At 41.7% G+C, this 17,048-nt stretch carries 17 protein-coding genes; 2 read left to right on the top strand and 15 right to left on the bottom strand.

The genetic code is table 11. The features are described 5' to 3' along the window. Positions 1–26 precede the first annotated feature (26 nt). From M2353_RS07435 to M2353_RS07405, 7 genes are all read right to left on the bottom strand, one after another. Positions 27–299, bottom strand: coding sequence for a YlbG family protein (locus M2353_RS07435; protein ID WP_008345023.1), 273 nt, complete (start codon positions 297–299; stop codon positions 27–29). A gap of 65 nt (positions 300–364) precedes the next feature. Next, positions 365–814: a regulatory iron-sulfur-containing complex subunit RicF gene (gene ricF / locus M2353_RS07430; RefSeq protein WP_284725201.1), complete on the bottom strand. Its 450-nt coding sequence runs from the start codon at positions 812–814 to the stop codon at positions 365–367. 57 nt (positions 815–871) lie between these two features. Continuing rightward, positions 872–1,279 carry a hypothetical protein gene (locus M2353_RS07425; RefSeq protein ID WP_007499810.1) on the bottom strand — a complete coding sequence of 136 codons (408 nt, stop codon included), beginning with the start codon at positions 1,277–1,279 and terminating at the stop codon, positions 872–874. Positions 1,280–1,352: 73 nt separating this feature from the next. Continuing rightward, positions 1,353–1,601, bottom strand: coding sequence for a YlbE-like family protein (locus M2353_RS07420; RefSeq protein WP_017359376.1), 249 nt, complete (start codon positions 1,599–1,601; stop codon positions 1,353–1,355). Between the two features lie 19 nt (positions 1,602–1,620). Continuing rightward, on the bottom strand, positions 1,621–2,034 hold the full coding sequence (locus M2353_RS07415) for a YlbD family protein (RefSeq protein ID WP_024720298.1): 414 nt from the start codon (positions 2,032–2,034) through the stop codon (positions 1,621–1,623). A gap of 109 nt (positions 2,035–2,143) precedes the next feature. Further along, entirely contained in the window at positions 2,144–3,187 is a 1,044-nt protein-coding gene (locus tag M2353_RS07410) for a CAP domain-containing protein (RefSeq protein WP_008345031.1), read from the bottom strand. A gap of 122 nt (positions 3,188–3,309) precedes the next feature. Further along, entirely contained in the window at positions 3,310–3,732 is a 423-nt protein-coding gene (locus tag M2353_RS07405; protein WP_235701872.1) for a CBS domain-containing protein, read from the bottom strand. A gap of 161 nt (positions 3,733–3,893) precedes the next feature. Here M2353_RS07405 and M2353_RS07400 point away from each other — a divergent pair, with 161 nt between their 5' ends. Further along, on the top strand, positions 3,894–4,259 hold the full coding sequence (locus M2353_RS07400) for a YugN family protein (protein ID WP_008345035.1): 366 nt from the start codon (positions 3,894–3,896) through the stop codon (positions 4,257–4,259). A 31-nt stretch (positions 4,260–4,290) separates the two neighbouring features. On the opposite strand, the gene ctaG is transcribed toward M2353_RS07400, so the two are convergent. The 6 genes from ctaG to cyoE form a co-directional block, all read right to left on the bottom strand. Beyond that, a complete protein-coding gene (gene ctaG, locus M2353_RS07395; RefSeq protein ID WP_017367183.1) occupies positions 4,291–5,169 on the bottom strand; it encodes a cytochrome c oxidase assembly factor CtaG in 879 nt (292 codons plus the stop codon). A 30-nt stretch (positions 5,170–5,199) separates the two neighbouring features. Further along, positions 5,200–5,529 (bottom strand): cytochrome c oxidase subunit IVB, encoded by a 330-nt coding sequence (ctaF, locus tag M2353_RS07390; protein ID WP_003211520.1) that lies wholly within the window; start codon positions 5,527–5,529, stop codon positions 5,200–5,202. A gap of 2 nt (positions 5,530–5,531) precedes the next feature. Further along, complete coding sequence (gene ctaE / locus M2353_RS07385; protein WP_007499822.1) at positions 5,532–6,152, bottom strand: cytochrome c oxidase subunit III; 621 nt, start codon at positions 6,150–6,152, stop codon at positions 5,532–5,534. After that, positions 6,152–8,023 carry a cytochrome c oxidase subunit I gene (gene ctaD / locus M2353_RS07380; protein ID WP_007499823.1) on the bottom strand — a complete coding sequence of 624 codons (1,872 nt, stop codon included), beginning with the start codon at positions 8,021–8,023 and terminating at the stop codon, positions 6,152–6,154. Before ctaD ends, ctaE begins: the two co-directional genes overlap by 1 nt. Before the next feature lie 188 nt (positions 8,024–8,211). Next, positions 8,212–9,279, bottom strand: a complete 1,068-nt coding sequence (gene coxB, locus M2353_RS07375) for a cytochrome c oxidase subunit II (protein ID WP_284725200.1) — start codon at positions 9,277–9,279, stop codon at positions 8,212–8,214. A 278-nt stretch (positions 9,280–9,557) separates the two neighbouring features. Next, a complete protein-coding gene (gene cyoE / locus M2353_RS07370) occupies positions 9,558–10,475 on the bottom strand; it encodes a heme o synthase (protein WP_024720296.1) in 918 nt (305 codons plus the stop codon). A gap of 389 nt (positions 10,476–10,864) precedes the next feature. Here cyoE and M2353_RS07365 point away from each other — a divergent pair, with 389 nt between their 5' ends. Next, positions 10,865–11,788 (top strand): COX15/CtaA family protein, encoded by a 924-nt coding sequence (locus M2353_RS07365; protein WP_024720295.1) that lies wholly within the window; start codon positions 10,865–10,867, stop codon positions 11,786–11,788. A 39-nt stretch (positions 11,789–11,827) separates the two neighbouring features. Here the strand turns inward: M2353_RS07365 and M2353_RS07360 are convergent, their stop codons facing one another. After that, positions 11,828–13,261: a cryptochrome/photolyase family protein gene (locus M2353_RS07360; RefSeq protein WP_284725199.1), complete on the bottom strand. Its 1,434-nt coding sequence runs from the start codon at positions 13,259–13,261 to the stop codon at positions 11,828–11,830. Between the two features lie 298 nt (positions 13,262–13,559). Next, positions 13,560–17,006: a pyruvate carboxylase gene (gene pyc, locus M2353_RS07355; protein ID WP_284725198.1), complete on the bottom strand. Its 3,447-nt coding sequence runs from the start codon at positions 17,004–17,006 to the stop codon at positions 13,560–13,562. Positions 17,007–17,048: the final 42 nt, after the last annotated feature.

The following is a 17,048-nucleotide window of genomic DNA, read 5'->3' as shown; positions in this document are numbered from 1 at the left end:
GATGCCGCGGGGGTTTTTTTGTGTCTTTAAAAGCCCACCTTATAATCATACTCTTTTGCTTTGTCCAATTTCGATTCGTACTCTAATTTAATAAAAGGTTTATAGGAAGGCTCAACACGTTTTACAAATGGCAATGAACTGAGCTTTGCCATGTGGCGCTCAAGATCATTCATATCACAATAAATCACTGCATATTTCATTTTCCTTGAAATATAGTGAACATTCCCAAATTTCCTTAGCGCTTTTGACTGCTTTAACGAATGCAGCCAAACGACCATCCCTTGACGTTTGGTATCCATCTTTTCACCTGCCGCTTTTCAATTCTTTCCGTTCATTATGTAAAAGACGAGACGTTCAAGTCTCGTCAAGATACTTTACAGCCACAGCTGCCTCCTGATCCACAGCCACCGCCGCATGATGATAGACCATCAAAATATGGGTTCCCTGTTGGAACTTTAATATATGCTGATACAGCTTGACCGATTTCAATACTAATCTCATCTAAGATGGATTGAATCGATGTTTCTGCTTTTTTGAAATCAACCACTGTATCGTGAAGATCTAGCTTTCTTTTGACCTCACGCATTTCTTTTGAGATCGTTCTATAGTCCGGATGGTATTTGCCGAACCGCTGCACATCTTCATATTGCTCTTTTACTTTTGTAAAATGGGCAATAATTTGTTGGGCTTCTTCGTCTTGCTGGAGACGCTTAAAGCAGTTGCGGTAATGTTCAGCCTCCTCCGACTGAAGAATCATGGCAGCCAATTGATTTGCTTCCTCTTGGAGCTCCACGAATTCGATTGTCGCATACATAAATGTTGCACCTCCAATTCATAGTTTACCACGAAACCTATGGATCAGAAAATGCTTTTACGTGACAAATACATCCCACGTCTCTCTTTTCTGCTTATATTCAGGGTGACGAGAATTTAGCACAACGGTCATTTTATGCTTTCCTTTTGAAAGGTGCTTGACCACAAACGCCGCAGTATACTCATTGCCTGCCCGTTTCCCGTCTACATACACTGTAAAATACCCCGCCTTCTTATCCTTTTTCAAGGGTGAAGGTTCAAGGTGAAAATCTTGAAGTGTACTTTCTATATACACAACAGATCCCTGCACTTTGTATTTTAAAAAGCCTTGCTGCTTCATTTCACTTTGCGTCTGCTGCATGACTGGTACTGCTGGTTCTTGCCTAGTTACTTGCTCTTGATCATGTTGACTTTGACATCCGGTGAGAAGAAAAAGCAATGCGCATATTGACAGCATCCATTTCATGTTCTGATTCTCCTTTCGTCTACTTTCATAGGATGCTCATGAAATAGACATCTTAATCAACTCAAAAAAAGCCTCACCCGGCTCCATTTTGATTGCGCATTGCTTGGAACATCTGGATCATCATTTCAGCCATTTGGACACTATTGCTCAACTGGCTCACACGATGAGGAATGGTTTTTTCGTAAAAGTTCATTTTATCTAATTCAAACGAAGTGACATTTTCAGGATGCCGCGTTAACTGTCTATACCAGAGTGGGCGCTGCCTGATGAATTTGATTCGATCCTCTTCGGCCATGACAAACTCTTGTACTTCTCTCCGCACCAAAAGCATCCCCTTTCAATTAATCTTTCCTGAAGGAGAATGGGTGCTGGCTGCCTCCAGATGAACCCTTCTTTGAGCCATTTGATGAAAATTGACCGAGTAAGCTTTGTAAAGAGGAAATAGACTGGCTCATTTTATTAATTTGTTCATTCATTTGATCAGCGTCCATTTTTTTCACTGCAGAAACCATTTTAGACATAAAATCTGCTTTTCCCGGTTCACTTTGCTTAGCGGCTTTTTCTTCTTTTGCTTCTTCCGTTTGTGTTTGCCGGTAAGGAGACCACATGTCATCTTCCTCACCAAACATGACCCAATTCTCGTATAAACTTTGCCAGCTTTTTTCTTGCGTCTGCACTTCTTGAATTAATTTCGGATGGCGTCTGACGAACTGTTTAAATTCATCAATGGATGTTTGCTTTTGCTTATTTGTCATATCCTCACCCCCCATACAAATGCCTACTATACTATATACATCTGGGTCTATTTTGGTGAGCCCTTTTCATAAAAAAACAGCCGCCATCTGTGCGCAGCTGTTTAGAGGATTAAGACGTTTTCTTAATGAAGTTTTGTGTATAGTACTTTTCTTTCACACCAACGCCAAGGTGCGTGTAATCTTGATTTAACAATGCCTTCCGGTGACCTTCGCTATTCAGCCAGCCTTCTACAGCTGCAGGGCCATCAACATAATTATACGCAATATTTTCCCCCGCAAGCTGAAATGCAACCTCGCCTCTTTCTAACCGGTCTTTCAGCGTGCCGTATTTTTTAGATTCATGGGAGAAATAATGATGATCTTTCATGTCCTCACTATGCATGAATGCCACTTCAGAGGTTTCATCGTCCCACTTTAAGGTCGGTAGTTTGTACTTATGGCGGATAATATTGGTCATATCAAAAATTTGTTTTTGACTCGACGCTTCAATATCCTTCCACTTTTCGCCTGATATCGCCTCAGGTTCAATTAATTGACCTCGATAAACGACTTCATACGGCTTTTGTTTGACAAATGTATCTGCGTTAAAGGCTCTAATGCTCGAAAGAGTGCTTTCAAACTTATCCATGTAGAGCTGGACATACACATCATCTCCCACTTTCACCGTCGGCCTGGTATTCATATCATCTTCTGAGAATTCAAAGCGATATGAATTTCCCTCGTCCTCTACATGAATGTAAGGAGCGATTTGTGTTTTTTTAAATACTTCACTTGTGGCTTGACCGATTTTAAATGGCTCAACATTCAGCCCATCCCCTGTCGCAAACAAGGTCACCACTTTACTGTCCTTTACCCCTACTTGAATATAGTGTTTCTTCGATTGATTGTATATCCACCAGTCATAATCATATGCGGAAGGATCAATGCGATCTGGTTCCCCTAGCTGTTTAAGCACTTCGTTTGAAGACTTCCCCATAAAGGACATGAGACCTTTTTTCGGAATGTTGATCGGCTTATCGCTAGATGTTTCTTCATTAGACACCTTCGGCTCATTGCTGTTTTCTTTTTCTGGTGAAGATCCATATTGAATAAACAGAACGTACGTTCCAGATATAATCAGGAGGATGAAGAGTGTTTTCAGCACAGTTTTCAAATAAACACCTCCGTTAAATTGGCAAGGTACAAAAAGTACCTTCTACTGTCATTTAAACAAAACTTGCTCCATTTATCAACGACAATACAGCCTATTTAACACGAATTTAAAATATGCCCCTCCTAATGAAGAAATCCTTGGCCATGATCCTGGTCTTGTTGAGAGATTTCCGTCAGAGCATCACCTGCACGATCGTTTGATAAATCTTCAACTGATAAATCCCCAAGGGCTACGATTCCTGTTAGTGCCCCGTTTTTGACAACCGGGATACGGCGGAGCTGATGTTCTGACATCAACCGGACAATTTCTTCTAGGGTTGCATCTTCTTCAGCTGTCAATACTTCCTTCGTCATGAGGACACCAACCTCTTGTGAGTTCGGCTTTTTCTCAGCAATACCTCTAAGTACAAGGTCGCGGTCTGTGACAATACCAACAAGCTGATCCCCATCGACTACTGGAATGGCACCAATGTCAGCATCTTTCATTTTGACTGCGGCTTCATACGCATTGTCGTCCTTTTGCAACGTCACTACTTTTTTCGTCATGATATCTTTGATTTTTTTCGTTTTCACGTTGATTCCTCCATCCGTTATTTTCTTTATTACTGTAACCAGCTTATAAAAGAACATACCTTTCACAGTTGAAAGTTTAACGCTTTCATACTATGATTGTCAGTAAAGGGAATTTTTATAAGGAGGGGTTTTGGGTGAAGTTTGAAGGTACGGGGATTGAAAAGGTATCAGCTGACTTAAATAAATTGGATTTCATTATGGAAAGTGAAGGATTTGTACGAGCCGATCAATGGGATTATGAGCGTGTGACGTACGACAGGAAGTATAACATGGTAGAGGGGACGTTTTACTTACGGATCTCTGGCTATGCCACTGAGGGAGATGTCGGCTCCAAAAAAGCCCACATCCAGCTGCTGACACCTTTACTTGGAAAACACTATTATCCGCATGGTGTTGAATATGGAGAAGGCGAAGATTTCCCTAAATCTCTTATTCAATCCAGCAAAAAAACACTGAACCAATTGAAAGAAAAACTAGAAGCGATAACTGCTGAAGCATAAAAAGCACAGCCCCTGCGGCTGTGCTTTTCATTTATTCATATTTCGGAATGAGCGCATCTGGTACGGCATCTTTCGCTCTTTCTTTTCTCGCCCAGTCAAAGAAGACAACAGCAAGAATGGATCCGTATACAATCTCCTGAATGATTTTCATCAAAATAGCACCTAGCTGCTGATCTTCTAGTAGCGGCAATGTATGAAACATGTCAGGTCCCGTAAGCGCAAGACCAGCAAGCATATCACTCGGTACGCATAGGTGCAGTGCTTGTATCCATGCGCCGGCATCTGAATAAGTGGCATAGATAGGCGCTTCACTAAACATAATGAGTGCGCAGGCAGGTGTCATTAAAATCCCATCTGCCATAATATATCCAAGCTTTAAAATGCCTGTAATCTGCGGCTGACTTTGCACTTTATGGACAAGCGGCCACCACATGAAAAAGGCAGCGATAAAAATGACAACCGTCATCAATGCGTGATAAAACGGATCTGTTTTAACAAAATCGAACACAAGCGGAATATGATACAGCGAAAACAACCCGTTAAATCCGAGCAAGGCAATCAACGGCTTAGAAAACAAGCGGAAAATCGGCTGAATACCCCGTGTTTGAATGATCCGCTCCCAAATCGCCGCAGGTAAACCTGTAATAAGAAGGGGCGGGATGACCAAATAGAGCACTGCCATTTGCGCCATATGCGCACTGAACATAATATGCCCCATTAAATCAATCGGGCTCCCCTTCACTGCATAAAGCAACACAAGCCCCGTGAGAAACAGCGTTTTCTCTTTCACCGTCGCACGGTGCTTCCCCTTCGTCACGAGAAGCAGATAAAAAGCGGCTGCTGCTACAATACATGTCAAATAGTAAGGACTCCATAATGCACGAAATCCAAATATCTCTAAGTTTTCCATTGCTGCGCCTCCTTCAAGGGCAAAGCGAGCTTACCACCAAATAATGGTCAAAAAGGCTAAAACGGTAATAAACGCGACAAACACACCTGAGTAAAGAAACAACGCGGGTGTTTCATGCCCTTTTTGGTTCATGTGCATAAAATAATAAAGCTGAAAAGCGACCTGAATCACTGCAAGCAGTAAAATAAAAGGGACAGCGAACCAATTTCCGACGTCTTCAGAGGCGATTGTTAAAAAGGCAACAAACGTTAAACCAATCATCAAGCCGAAAGAAATGAGCTGATGCTTCATTTCTTCGGCATTTTTCTTTTTCCGATAGACAAGATCGACTTTGGACTGATTTGTGTTTTTATTTCCCATTCTTATCCCACCATTCCCATTAAATATACAACGGTAAAGATGAAGACCCACACAACATCAATGAAGTGCCAATAAAGGCTTGCCACATAATATTTTGGTGCATTGTATAAATCGAGTCCGCGTCTCATATTCCGAATCATCAGAGCGGTGATCCAGCAAAGTCCAAATGCGACGTGAGCCCCGTGTGTTCCAACAAGCGTATAGAAGGAAGAGCCAAGTGCAGAGCTCGTAATGGTAAATTCATACGCATGCACATAATGATAAAACTCATAAATTTCTACCCCTAAAAATCCAGCACCTAAAAGAACGGTTACACCTAACCAAAGCTGCATTTTTTTAAAGGCAAAGTTTTTCATATGATACATAGCATACACACTCGTTAAACTGCTCGTTAACAGAAGCATTGTGGCAATAAAGACAAGTGTGAGGTCAAACATTTCAGTTGTTGTTGCACCGCCTGCATTTGAATTTTTCAGCGCCAAATAAGTGGCAAACAAAGATGCAAACAGGACCGTTTCTCCCCCAAGAAACAACCAGAACCCGACGAACTTATTCTTTCCTTCTAACGTGGCTTTCTCAGGAGAAGCCGGAAAGGTTTCCGCTGTCATTTTTTGTGGTTCCATTATGCTTTCACCCCTTTGTCATCGTCATCCGTCAAATCTTCTTTGTGAATATGGTATCCATGATCATCTTTAAGAGAGCGAACGAGCATGGTCGCAAACGTGATGCCAAGACCAATGAAGATCACCGGTAGACCCCAGCTGTGTTCTTGACGATACATAAAACCAAACGCTGACACAAATAGACCGAATGAGATAATGATAGGCAAGATGGAATTATTCGGCATGTGAATATCATCGAGCGGTTCAGATGCTGTCATTCCTTTTTTACCATCCATTTTCTCAATCCATAATGGATCAAGTCCCCGCACAAGAGGCAGCTGCTTAAAGTTATATTCTGGGGGAGGTGAAGATACTGCCCATTCAAGCGTTCTTCCATCTCCCCAAGGATCGCCCGATACACGCTCCCCTTTTGCTGTCGTCCAGATGATATTAATCAGCATGATGACAACTGCTACAAACATGAACAGTGCCCCAATCGTACTCACCAAGTTCCCAAGGTCTAGACCCTGACCTGGCAAGAATGTAAAGACTCGGCGCGGCATGCCCCAAAGACCGAGAAAATGCTGGATAAAGAACGTTAAATGGAAACCGACGAAAAACAGCACAAAGCCAATTTTCCCAAGCTTCTCATTCAGTATTTTCCCAAACATCTTCGGCCACCAATAATGCACACCTGCTAAAATACCGAAGACCACACCACCGATAATGACATAGTGGAAATGCGCCACAACGAAGTACGTGTCATGGAACTGATAATCCGCTGCTGCTGCTGCAAGCATGACGCCGGTTACACCGCCAAGTAAGAATGACGGAATGAACGCAACTGAATATAGCATCGGCGTTGTGAACTTCACATTACCGCCCCATATGGTGAGCAACCAGTTAAAAACTTTAATTCCAGTTGGCACCGCAATCGCCATCGTGGCTACGGCAAAGATCGCATTGGCAATTGGACCAAGTCCTGTTGTGAACATGTGATGCGCCCACACCATGAATCCAAGGAAACCAATTAATACAGTCGCAAACACCATGGACGAATAACCAAACAATCTTTTTCTTGCAAACACCGGAATGATCTCAGAGAAAATCCCAAATGCCGGCAAAATCAAGATATACACTTCTGGGTGTCCAAAAATCCAGAACAAATGCTCCCAGATGATTGTATTTCCGCCGAGCTCTGGATTAAAAAAGCTCGTATCAAACATTCGATCAAGCATCAGCATCGCAAGCCCTGCTGTCAGCGGCGGGAATGCGAATAAAATTAGTGCGGATGCCACAAACGTCGTCCAGGTAAAGAGCGGCATTCTCATATACGTCATACCTGGCGCTCTCATATTAATAATCGTTGCAAGAAAGTTGATTCCGGCAATTAGCGTACCAATACCCGCTATCTGCAACCCTAAAATATAGAAATCCATGCCGTGCCCTTCTGAATTCAGCGTGAGCGACGCATAGGCAGTCCAGCCTGCATCAGGTGCTCCGCCCATAAACCATCCAAGGTTTAAGAAAATACCTCCGAAAAAGAACAGCCAAAAACCAAGTGAATTCACAAATGGAAACGCTACGTCACGTGCACCAATTTGAATGGGTACAACCGCATTCATTAATGCAAATAAAAGCGGCATTGCTGCAAGGAAAATCATCGTTGTTCCATGCATCGTCATGACTTCATTGTAAAACCCTGCACTCACAAAATCATTTTCAGGGATGGCTAGCTGAATACGGATAATCATCGCTTCCAGGCCACCAATTAAAAAGAAAAATCCCCCTGCCACTAAATATAATATGGCAATTTTTTTGTGGTCAACCGTCGTTAAGTAATCCCATAAGACAGCGCCAAACCCCCGCTTTTTAGCTATTGTACTCACCATGAAATCCCCCTCTTATCTCCCATTTGCCCCTTTTCATATCAATGTCTATCTTCACGTTCTAAAAACAGACTATATCTGACAGATGACTTATTCTTGGATGTAGAGACTTATTCGGGAGCTCTTAACAAAAACTTCACATAGATCGTATACCCTTTTGAATGTGCGCAACTTCAAGCTGCTCAAGGCATTTACTGTATTTTAAGACCTTTTAAATACTCGTAGAGTGCATCTGCTTCTGAGTCATTTAGTTTAGGGTACGTCCCTGTCATCTTATTACCTGGTTTAAAGCTCTCTGGATCTTTCAGCCATGCTTTGACATTTTCTTTGTTCATGTCTTTAATTCCAGCTACTTTTGTCCGCTCTCCGAAGGTTGCAAGGTTTGGTGCAGTCCTTGCCGCCTCTGGTCGTTCATCTCCAGGCTCTACCGCATGACAGCTTAAACAGTTTTTCTCTTTAAAGAGTTTTTCACCCTCAAGGGCTAGATCTGACGTAGCTGCAGGCTTCTTATAATCTGTCATCTTTTTCGTCCAGCCTAAAAACTCATCTTGAGAAAGCGTTTTAACTTTAAAGTCCATTAAAGCATGTGATGGACCACAAAGCTCTGCACATTTCCCATAGAAATATTCTCCAGCATCTTTCGTTCGTTTTGAGTCAAATGTTAAATAAAACTTGTTTTCGTTGTCTGTATTTGTATCAATTTTACCCCCAGCTGATGGAATCCAGAATGAGTGTTTCACATCAGATGCTTTCAGCTTAAAATAAACCTTTTGATCAGTTGGAACAATCAATTCCTGACTTGTCACAATCCCATAATCAGGGTATTCAAATTCCCACCAATATAAGCTGGCTCTTACATTCACTACAAGTGTCTTTTCAGGATCTCGTTTTTTCTTATCCATGGCGCTTGTATCCCCTAGCTCAAGCGTGTATGCCACAACAGGTACAACGAGAATAATGAGTAGAAGTATCGGAATCGCTGTCCACGTAATTTCGAGGTTACGGTTCCCTTCTACCTGTTTAGGAATCGTATCTTCTCCCACTTTAGAACGTTTGAATTTAATGATGACGTAAAAGAAAATGATCGATACAACAATAACGACAAGAACCATAATAAGTGTACTCAGTACCGTTAGGAAAAACTGTTTATCTGCTACTTCCCCAACTGGCTTGAGTGTTGATAAGTATGGTTCACCGCAGCCCGCCAAAACGAGCGTCAGTAAGAGAAACAGTGAATAAACACGCCATTTTCTTATCATAATTTGTCCCAACCCCTTTTGCTTGATCTCCTTTGCCTTTCGCTTTTACCTCTTATTTATAAAATCACCTTTCACCCATCCATAACCCCCGCCTCTTATAAAAGCACTTACATTTCCTCTTTTCATAAAAAAATGATGTTTTTACTCAAAATACCATCTATGTATAAACAGAAAGCCGCCTAAATAGAACTGAATATCAGGCGGCTTTCATAGTTGTAAGAAAATGTTGTGTTATAAGATATAGCCATTGTTTTGATGTGATCAAAGTGTATTTCACTCTAGAATAGTGTAATAATAATCATCGCAACGAAAAAGATCGTTAAGTAGTTTAATGAATAAACGAACATGAGTGTTGACCACTTCATGATATCTTTCATTTTAAAGCCCATAAGACCAATGACGAGCCATCCAATGTTCAGCAATGTGCCAAGTGCGACAATCGGCCATCCTAATCCACCTAAGAAAAATGGAAGCGGAAGAAGACATGCTGTCCAAATGATGATTTGGCGTTTTGTGACTTCAAAGCCGTAAACAACTGGCAGCATTGGAATACCTGCTTTGCGGTAATCCTCCGTTTTCTTAATCGCAAGTGATAAGAAATGCGGAATTTGCCAGATGAACATAATCATAAACAGGACCCAAGCCGTTGTGTCGATGGTGCCTGTAACAGCTGTCCAGCCAATTAATGGCGGAACCGCACCAGATACACTCCCAATGACTGTATTAATGGTGTAATGGCGTTTAGACCACATCGTGTATAGAACTGCATAAGTAAAGACACCGATAAATCCAATCACTGCTGATGTAACAGTTGTCATCAGAAGCATAATCAGTCCAAGTACAACAAGCAGAATACCAAATGCATACGCTTGACCTGGCTGAACTTTACCTGTCACCGTCGGTCTTGTTTTTGTTCTTTCCATTAGTATATCAATATCACGGTCAAACGCATTATTAATGGCGCATGAACCGGCAATAATAAGAGAAGAACCAATCATTGTTAACAGCACAATATCAAGATTCCCAAGGAAACTCATACCTGTAAAATAAAAAGCAAGCCACATTCCAGTAAAAGTTGTAATGAAATTGGAATTGACGATGCCCATTTTAATAAGAGCAAGAAAATCTTTTAAAGCGGTTGTTTCTTCTATTTGTCCATGAATAGCTGCTTCCGCGGCTGTTTTGGAATTTGCCAATGTGTATAACCTCCCTTGCCCAAACCTTCAAACGAATGAATAAAACGTAAAATCGTTACAACTCTATCATACAAGATAAAGAGCTGTAAAAAAACATCCTATTAAATAATAAACGACAAACTTGAAGTTATTTGTGAACTTTTCGTGAATTTATTAGGATGTGCGTTTCAGAAGGCGGTGCAAAATGAAATATTCTCTCCTCTATTTCTATCAGACTGTCAAAGAAAGATCAAGCACTCTAAATCTGTAAACTTTGTGAACTAACATATCATTTTTTTGTGAACTTTGGTCATTATGAATTGCAACAGAACACGCATTTGGCTTAAACTTGAGAGCATGTGAGGTTTTCATTTAGATCAGAAGTTATTTAGAGAAGGTGAAATCATTTGATGAAATTTGCTTTAAGGTTATTGAGCGTTGTCACAACATTTGTGATGCTGATCGTTCTGATTGGCGGTGCGCTTGTGACAAAAACTGGCTCCGGTCTTGGCTGCGGCAGACAATGGCCCCTTTGCCACGGTCGTTTCTTTCCAGAAATGAACCCTGCTTCCATTATCGAATGGAGCCACCGCATGTCAACAGGAGTTTCCACCATTCTTGTACTGGCACTGGCGGTCTTATGCTGGAAAAAAATCAGTCCCGTATTCCGTGAAACCAAATTTTTGGTCATCATGTCCATTATATTCTTACTGCTTCAAGCGCTGTTAGGGGCACTCGCCGTTGTGTTTGGTTCTAACGCACTTGTCATGGCACTGCACTTCGGTATTTCACTGATTTCTTTTGCTTCCGTTTTACTGCTGGCACTGCTTGTGTTTGAAGCCACCAGATCTGAAACAAAGCTTGTGAAGCCGCTTCATATCGGCAAAAGAATGCAGTTCCATATTTATGGGTTGATCACATATACGTATATTGTGGTGTATACGGGCGCCTATGTGAGACATACAAAATCAAGTCTTGCATGCTCTGTCTTCCCATTTTGTTCAAAAGACGGCGCACTTCCAGCGTATTTTAATCAATGGGTTCAAATGTCTCACCGAGCAGCAGCCCTTCTTTTATTCGTTTGGATATTTGTTGCGATGTTTCATGCCCTTAAACATTATAAAGAACAAAAGCAGCTGTATTATGGATGGATCATTTCAGCCATTCTCATTACACTTCAAGCGATCTCAGGTGTGATGTCTGTTTATTCTCAGCTCGCACTCGGTTATGCGCTTGCTCATTCATTCTTTATTTCTTGTTTGTTTGGGGTACTATGCTACTTCTGCTTACTCATTGCCCGGTTTAAATATGAAAATAGAGAGCCTTTCAGATAAACATACAATCCCCCTTTCATCCGAAAAGGGGGATTTCTTTTATGTTTGTTTCGCTTCTTCAAATAGCGAAATGGCCTTTTTTCGTCTTTCTTGATGATCTACTGTAGGCAGAGGATATGTATCCCCCAACACACATCCCGATTTCATTTGCTCATCTATCGGCATTTTACTCGGTTCATGAATCCATTTTTCATTCACATGCTTTAGTTCTGGTACATACCTTCTAATATATTCTCCGCTTGGATCAAATCGTTTCGACTGGGTCGTTGGGTTAAAAATACGGAAGTAAGGAACAGCATCCGTTCCGACAGAGGCTGCCCACTGAAATCCTCCAATATTCGAAGCCTCATCATAGTCGACAAGTTTTCTCGCGAAATACGCTTCGCCCATTCTCCAATCGATGAAATAATCTTTTGTCAGGAATGAAGCCGTCACCATTCTCAAACGGTTATGCATCCAGCCTTCTTCATTTAACTGTCTCATCCCAGCGTCAACAAGCGGGAAGCCTGTTTGTCCTTTACACCAAGCTTCAAAAAGTGTCTCATCATCATTCCATTTTATATGTTGAAAGGAGGAGTTGATTTCTTTTTCTTTCATCTCTGGATAATGCGCAAAGATCATATGATAAAAATCGCGCCACGCTAGCTCTTTCATAAATGTTTCCTTGCCCTCATCCTCAAAAAGTTCTTCCTCATTGACAGCATGAAAGATCGTGCGAATAGAAATGGTCCCAGTTTTTAAAAACCGAGACAGCTTGCTCGTCCCAAAAACAGACGGAATATCTCGTTTCTCATGATAATGCGTCAATCTTTCTTGAATAAAGCCGCCTAGCGTGCTCATCGCTTTGTCTGACCCAATCTGATCGAACTTCCTTGTACATTTCTTGATGATGTCCCTTAGTTTCGCATCTCCTTTTTCAGAAAGTGACTCATCACAAATCGTATGCTCACTGCTCAGAAATGATTTGTCAACTTTTATCACAGACTGCTTCTCCTGCTTCCGCCACGCTTGATAGTATGGAGTAAACACTTGATAATGAGAACCATCCACTTTTAAAATATCTCTCGCCCCATGCAGATGCGTATCTTGCCACTTTGACACATGAATGCCCTTTTCTTCTAAGAAACGGGTCACTTGCTCATCACGTGTTCGACCATTTCCTACTTCGTCCTCATTAAAAAAGACCGCATTGATGTCATAAGCATCCAAGAGCTTTTGAAAAGCGGACAAAATATCATCATGAATGAGATGAACATACATGTGAGATTCTCTTGCTTCCTTGACGAAATTGGCCAAGTTTTGAAAGAAATGTTCGTTGTTCAAATCCAGTTCCATTTCTGTAAAAAACGGATCTAGATGATAAAAAGCAAATAATCGGTACTGATGTTTTTTTGCATATGTGATCGCTTTTGATAAGGCGATATGATCATCCAATCGCATATCTCGGCGAAACCAAATCACGACAATTTCCACTCTTTCTTCACCTCATTCTATAGTGTAATCACTCTAGCGGGCGGCTGCACATTTTAATGCGCTCAAAAAAAGACACATCGCAGTGGATGTGTCTTGGATTGTTGACAAAGGGCTAAAATGCTCTTTATTTTAGCCCTTTGTCTTCTTTTCAGCGTGATAGAAAGCCCTTGAAGTCTAGGAAGAACGAGTACTGGAGCGGAGCGAATGTGACATTCGTGAGCGCCAGCACGCAGGACTGACAAAGAATGCAAGGTTTGTCTATACGCTGAGACACATCGCAGTGGATGTGTCTCACTCATTATTCAGGCTTTAAGACAATCAACAGATCTCCAGTTTGAATCCCTTCTCCATTCGTGACATGAATTTCATCCACGACTGCTGAGAACGGTGCTTGTACCGTCGTTTCCATTTTCATCGCTTCATTGATCATCAAATGCTCACCTTGGGAAATTTTCTGTCCTTTTTCAACAAGTACTTTGATGACAGTGCCTGGCATTGATGCCGCAATGTGATTTGGATTTGAGCGATCTGCCTTCATTTTTTCTTGAACGGAGGATTTGATGCTTTCATCCTTAATGACCACTTCACGGGGCTGTCCATTCAGTTCAAAGTAAAGCACTCTTGTAGCGTCCGGATTCGGTTCTCCAATGGACACAAGTTTGACAATGAGGGTTTTCCCTTTTTCAATTTCCACCTCAATTTCTTCACCAAGTCTCATGCCGTAGAAGAAAGTAGGTGTGTCAAGAACAGAGATATCTCCATAGCTTTCTGCTGTTTGAACAAATTCAGAAAAGACTTTCGGGTATAAAGCATATGCAATGGCATCTTGTTCTGTCAACGTCAGATCATGTGATTCTTTGAACTGCTTTTTGATCTCTTCAAAGTCCACAGGCTTCAGTTTCTCACCCGGTCTGACAGTAAGCGGCTCCTCCCCTTTTAAAATCAGCTTTTGCAGCTTTTCTGGGAATCCGCCATGAGGCTGCCCTAAATACCCTTTAAACAATTCAACAACCGAATCTGGGAAATCCAGTGTTGCTCCTTTTTCATAAACATCCTCTTCTGTCAGATCGTTTTGCACCATATAAAGTGCCATATCTCCGACCACTTTAGAAGACGGTGTTACCTTCACGATATCACCAAACATGTCATTTACACGTCTGTACATTTCTTTTACTTCATTCCAGCGTTCGCCAAGGCCGACACCTTTCGCCTGCTGCTGCAGGTTACTATACTGACCGCCAGGCATTTCATGCTCATAAATTTCTGTATGCGGTGAATTCATTCCGCTTTCAAACTCATGGTAATATTTTCTGACGGAATCCCAATATTGAGAAAGACGTTCAACCGCTTGAACATTCATTTCTGGCTTTCTTTCATGTCCGTCTAAAGCATAATATAATGAGCTCGCACTTGGCTGTGATGTGAGCCCCGCCATAGAGCTGACAGCAACATCAACAATATCAACACCTGCATCAATCGCTCTTGCATAGGTGAAGAGTCCATTCCCACTCGTATCGTGTGTATGAAGATGAATTGGAATCGTGAGCTCGTCTTTTAGAGCAGATACAAGTTCATAAGCCGCCTGCGGTTTTAATAATCCCGCCATATCTTTAATGCCTAAAATATGAGCGCCTGCAGATTCAAGCTCCTTCGCAAGAGAGACATAATATTTCAAATCATATTTCGGACGTGATGGATCAAGAATATCACCTGTATAACAAATGGCTGCCTCTGCCACTTTGCCGGATTCACGAACAGAATCAATGGCAAGCGTCATACCTTTGACCCAGTTTAAACTGTCGAAAATACGGAAGACGTCAATGCCTGCCTCTGCCGATTCCTTTACAAATGCTTTAATCACATTATCCGCATAGTTTGTATATCCGACAGCGTTTGATGATCTTAATAGCATTTGGAACAAAGTGTTTGGCACTTCTTGACGAAGCTCTTTCAATCTTTCCCAAGGATCTTCTTTCAAGAAACGATATGCCACATCAAATGTAGCACCGCCCCACATTTCCATACTGAATAACTCTGGCCATAAGCCTGCTGTTGGCTGCGCAACTTTCTTTAAGTCGTGTGTTCTAAAGCGTGTTGCAAGCAGGGATTGATGTGCGTCTCTAAAGGTTGTATCCGTTAAGAGTACACCGCTTTGCTCTTTCACCCAATTGGCGAGCCCCTCAGGTCCATGCTTGTCTAACAATTGTTTTGTTCCAGAAGGAATCGTTTCATGGACAGCAAGTTTCGGCACATTTGGTTGATCAAAATGAGGCTTCTTATTTTCCGAAATACCAGGGAACCCATTAATGGTAACGTTACCAATATAAGTAAGCATTTTCGTTCCGCGGTCTTTTTGCTTAGGGAAGTTAAATAGCTCAGGTGTTGAATCAATAAACGATGTATCATATTCCCCTCTTAGAAACTTCTCGTGCTTTGCGACGTTTTCAAGAAACGGGATATTTGTTTTAATGCCGCGAATCCTGAATTCTTGTAAATTTCGGACCATTTTAGCCGCAGCTTGATCAAATGTAAGTGCCCAAGTTGACAGCTTGACCAACAGTGAATCGTAATAAGGTGTAATCACCGCACCTTGGAAGCTGTTCCCTGTATCAAGACGTACACCAAAACCACCGCCTGAACGGTAAGCCATGATTTTTCCTGTATCTGGCATAAAATCATTCAAAGGATCTTCTGTTGTGACCCTTGATTGAATGGCAAATCCATGTGTAAAGATATCTTCTTGTTTTGGTATCCCGACTTCTTTGCTGTGAAGGTCATGTCCTTTTGCGACAAGAATTTGGGTTTGGACGATATCGACACCTGTGATCATTTCTGTGATCGTGTGTTCCACCTGGACCCTAGGATTGACTTCAATAAAATAAAACTCGCCATTTGCCACTAGGAATTCTACAGTCCCTGCATTGATATACGATACATTATGGGCCAGCTGAACAGCCGCTTCACAGATATCTTCACGTAATTGATTAGAAAGAGACACACTTGGCGCAACCTCAATGACTTTTTGATGACGCCTTTGAACAGAGCAGTCACGCTCGTATAAATGAATGATATTGCCGTGATTGTCTCCAATCACCTGCACTTCAATATGTTTCGGATTTTCAATCAGCTTTTCAACATATACTTCGTCATTTCCAAAAGCCGCTTTCGCCTCTGACTTTGCACGGTCATAGGCTTCGTTCAGCTCCTCTTTTGATCTGACAATCCGCATACCTCGGCCGCCGCCTCCAAGTGAAGCTTTAATAATAAACGGGTAACCGTATTCTTCACCGAATTTTTCGACTTCTTTGACCGAATCAACTGGCCCGTCACTTCCTGGAATGACTGGAATCCCAGCTTTTTTCGCTTCATCTCTCGCTTTTACTTTATCTCCAAACATATCTAAATGTTGAGAAGTTGGGCCGATGAATTGGATGCCTTCCTCTTCGCATCGTCTTGCAAAATGAATGTTTTCAGATAAAAATCCGTATCCTGGATGAATCGCATCCACGTCATTTCGTTTTGCAATTTCGATGATCCCCTCGATATCAAGGTAGGCATCAATCGGCTTTTTCCCTTCTCCAACTAGATATGCTTCATCGGCTTTATAGCGATGATAAGAGCCCGAGTCTTCTTTGGAGTAAATGGCCACTGTACGTAAGTTGAGCTCCGTACAGGCCCTAAAGACTCTGATAGCGATTTCCCCTCTGTTTGCAACTAGAACCTTTTGAATTGTTCTCTGTGACATTCTCACTCCTCCATATCCCTTAAAATTTTATATGTACTCTAT

This window comes from Bacillus aerius (assembly GCF_029894105.1).
GTDB classification, from domain to species: Bacteria; Bacillota; Bacilli; order Bacillales; family Bacillaceae; genus Bacillus; species Bacillus altitudinis.
Note: the sequence above shows the minus strand (reverse complement) of the source record. Positions and strands in the feature narration are given on the sequence as shown.

Bases quoted from the DNA above. Each gene is read 5' to 3' on its own strand.
- ctaD (WP_007499823.1), bottom strand. From the start codon at position 8,023: ATGGTGAGTACAATAGCTAAAAAGCGGGGGTTTGGCGCTGTCTTATGG.
- ctaE (WP_007499822.1), bottom strand. From the start codon at position 6,152: ATGGAACCACAAAAAATGACAGCGGAAACCTTTCCGGCTTCTCCTGAG.
- ricF (WP_284725201.1), bottom strand. From the start codon at position 814: ATGTATGCGACAATCGAATTCGTGGAGCTCCAAGAGGAAGCAAATCAA.
- coxB (WP_284725200.1), bottom strand. From the start codon at position 9,279: ATGATAAGAAAATGGCGTGTTTATTCACTGTTTCTCTTACTGACGCTC.
- M2353_RS07405 (WP_235701872.1), bottom strand. From the start codon at position 3,732: ATGACGAAAAAAGTAGTGACGTTGCAAAAGGACGACAATGCGTATGAA.
- ctaG (WP_017367183.1), bottom strand. From the start codon at position 5,169: ATGGAAAACTTAGAGATATTTGGATTTCGTGCATTATGGAGTCCTTAC.
- pyc (WP_284725198.1), bottom strand. From the start codon at position 17,006: ATGTCACAGAGAACAATTCAAAAGGTTCTAGTTGCAAACAGAGGGGAA.
- M2353_RS07435 (WP_008345023.1), bottom strand. From the start codon at position 299: ATGGATACCAAACGTCAAGGGATGGTCGTTTGGCTGCATTCGTTAAAG.
- M2353_RS07415 (WP_024720298.1), bottom strand. From the start codon at position 2,034: ATGACAAATAAGCAAAAGCAAACATCCATTGATGAATTTAAACAGTTC.
- M2353_RS07365 (WP_024720295.1), top strand. From the start codon at position 10,865: ATGAAATTTGCTTTAAGGTTATTGAGCGTTGTCACAACATTTGTGATG.
- M2353_RS07425 (WP_007499810.1), bottom strand. From the start codon at position 1,279: ATGAAATGGATGCTGTCAATATGCGCATTGCTTTTTCTTCTCACCGGA.
- ctaF (WP_003211520.1), bottom strand. From the start codon at position 5,529: ATGGGAAATAAAAACACAAATCAGTCCAAAGTCGATCTTGTCTATCGG.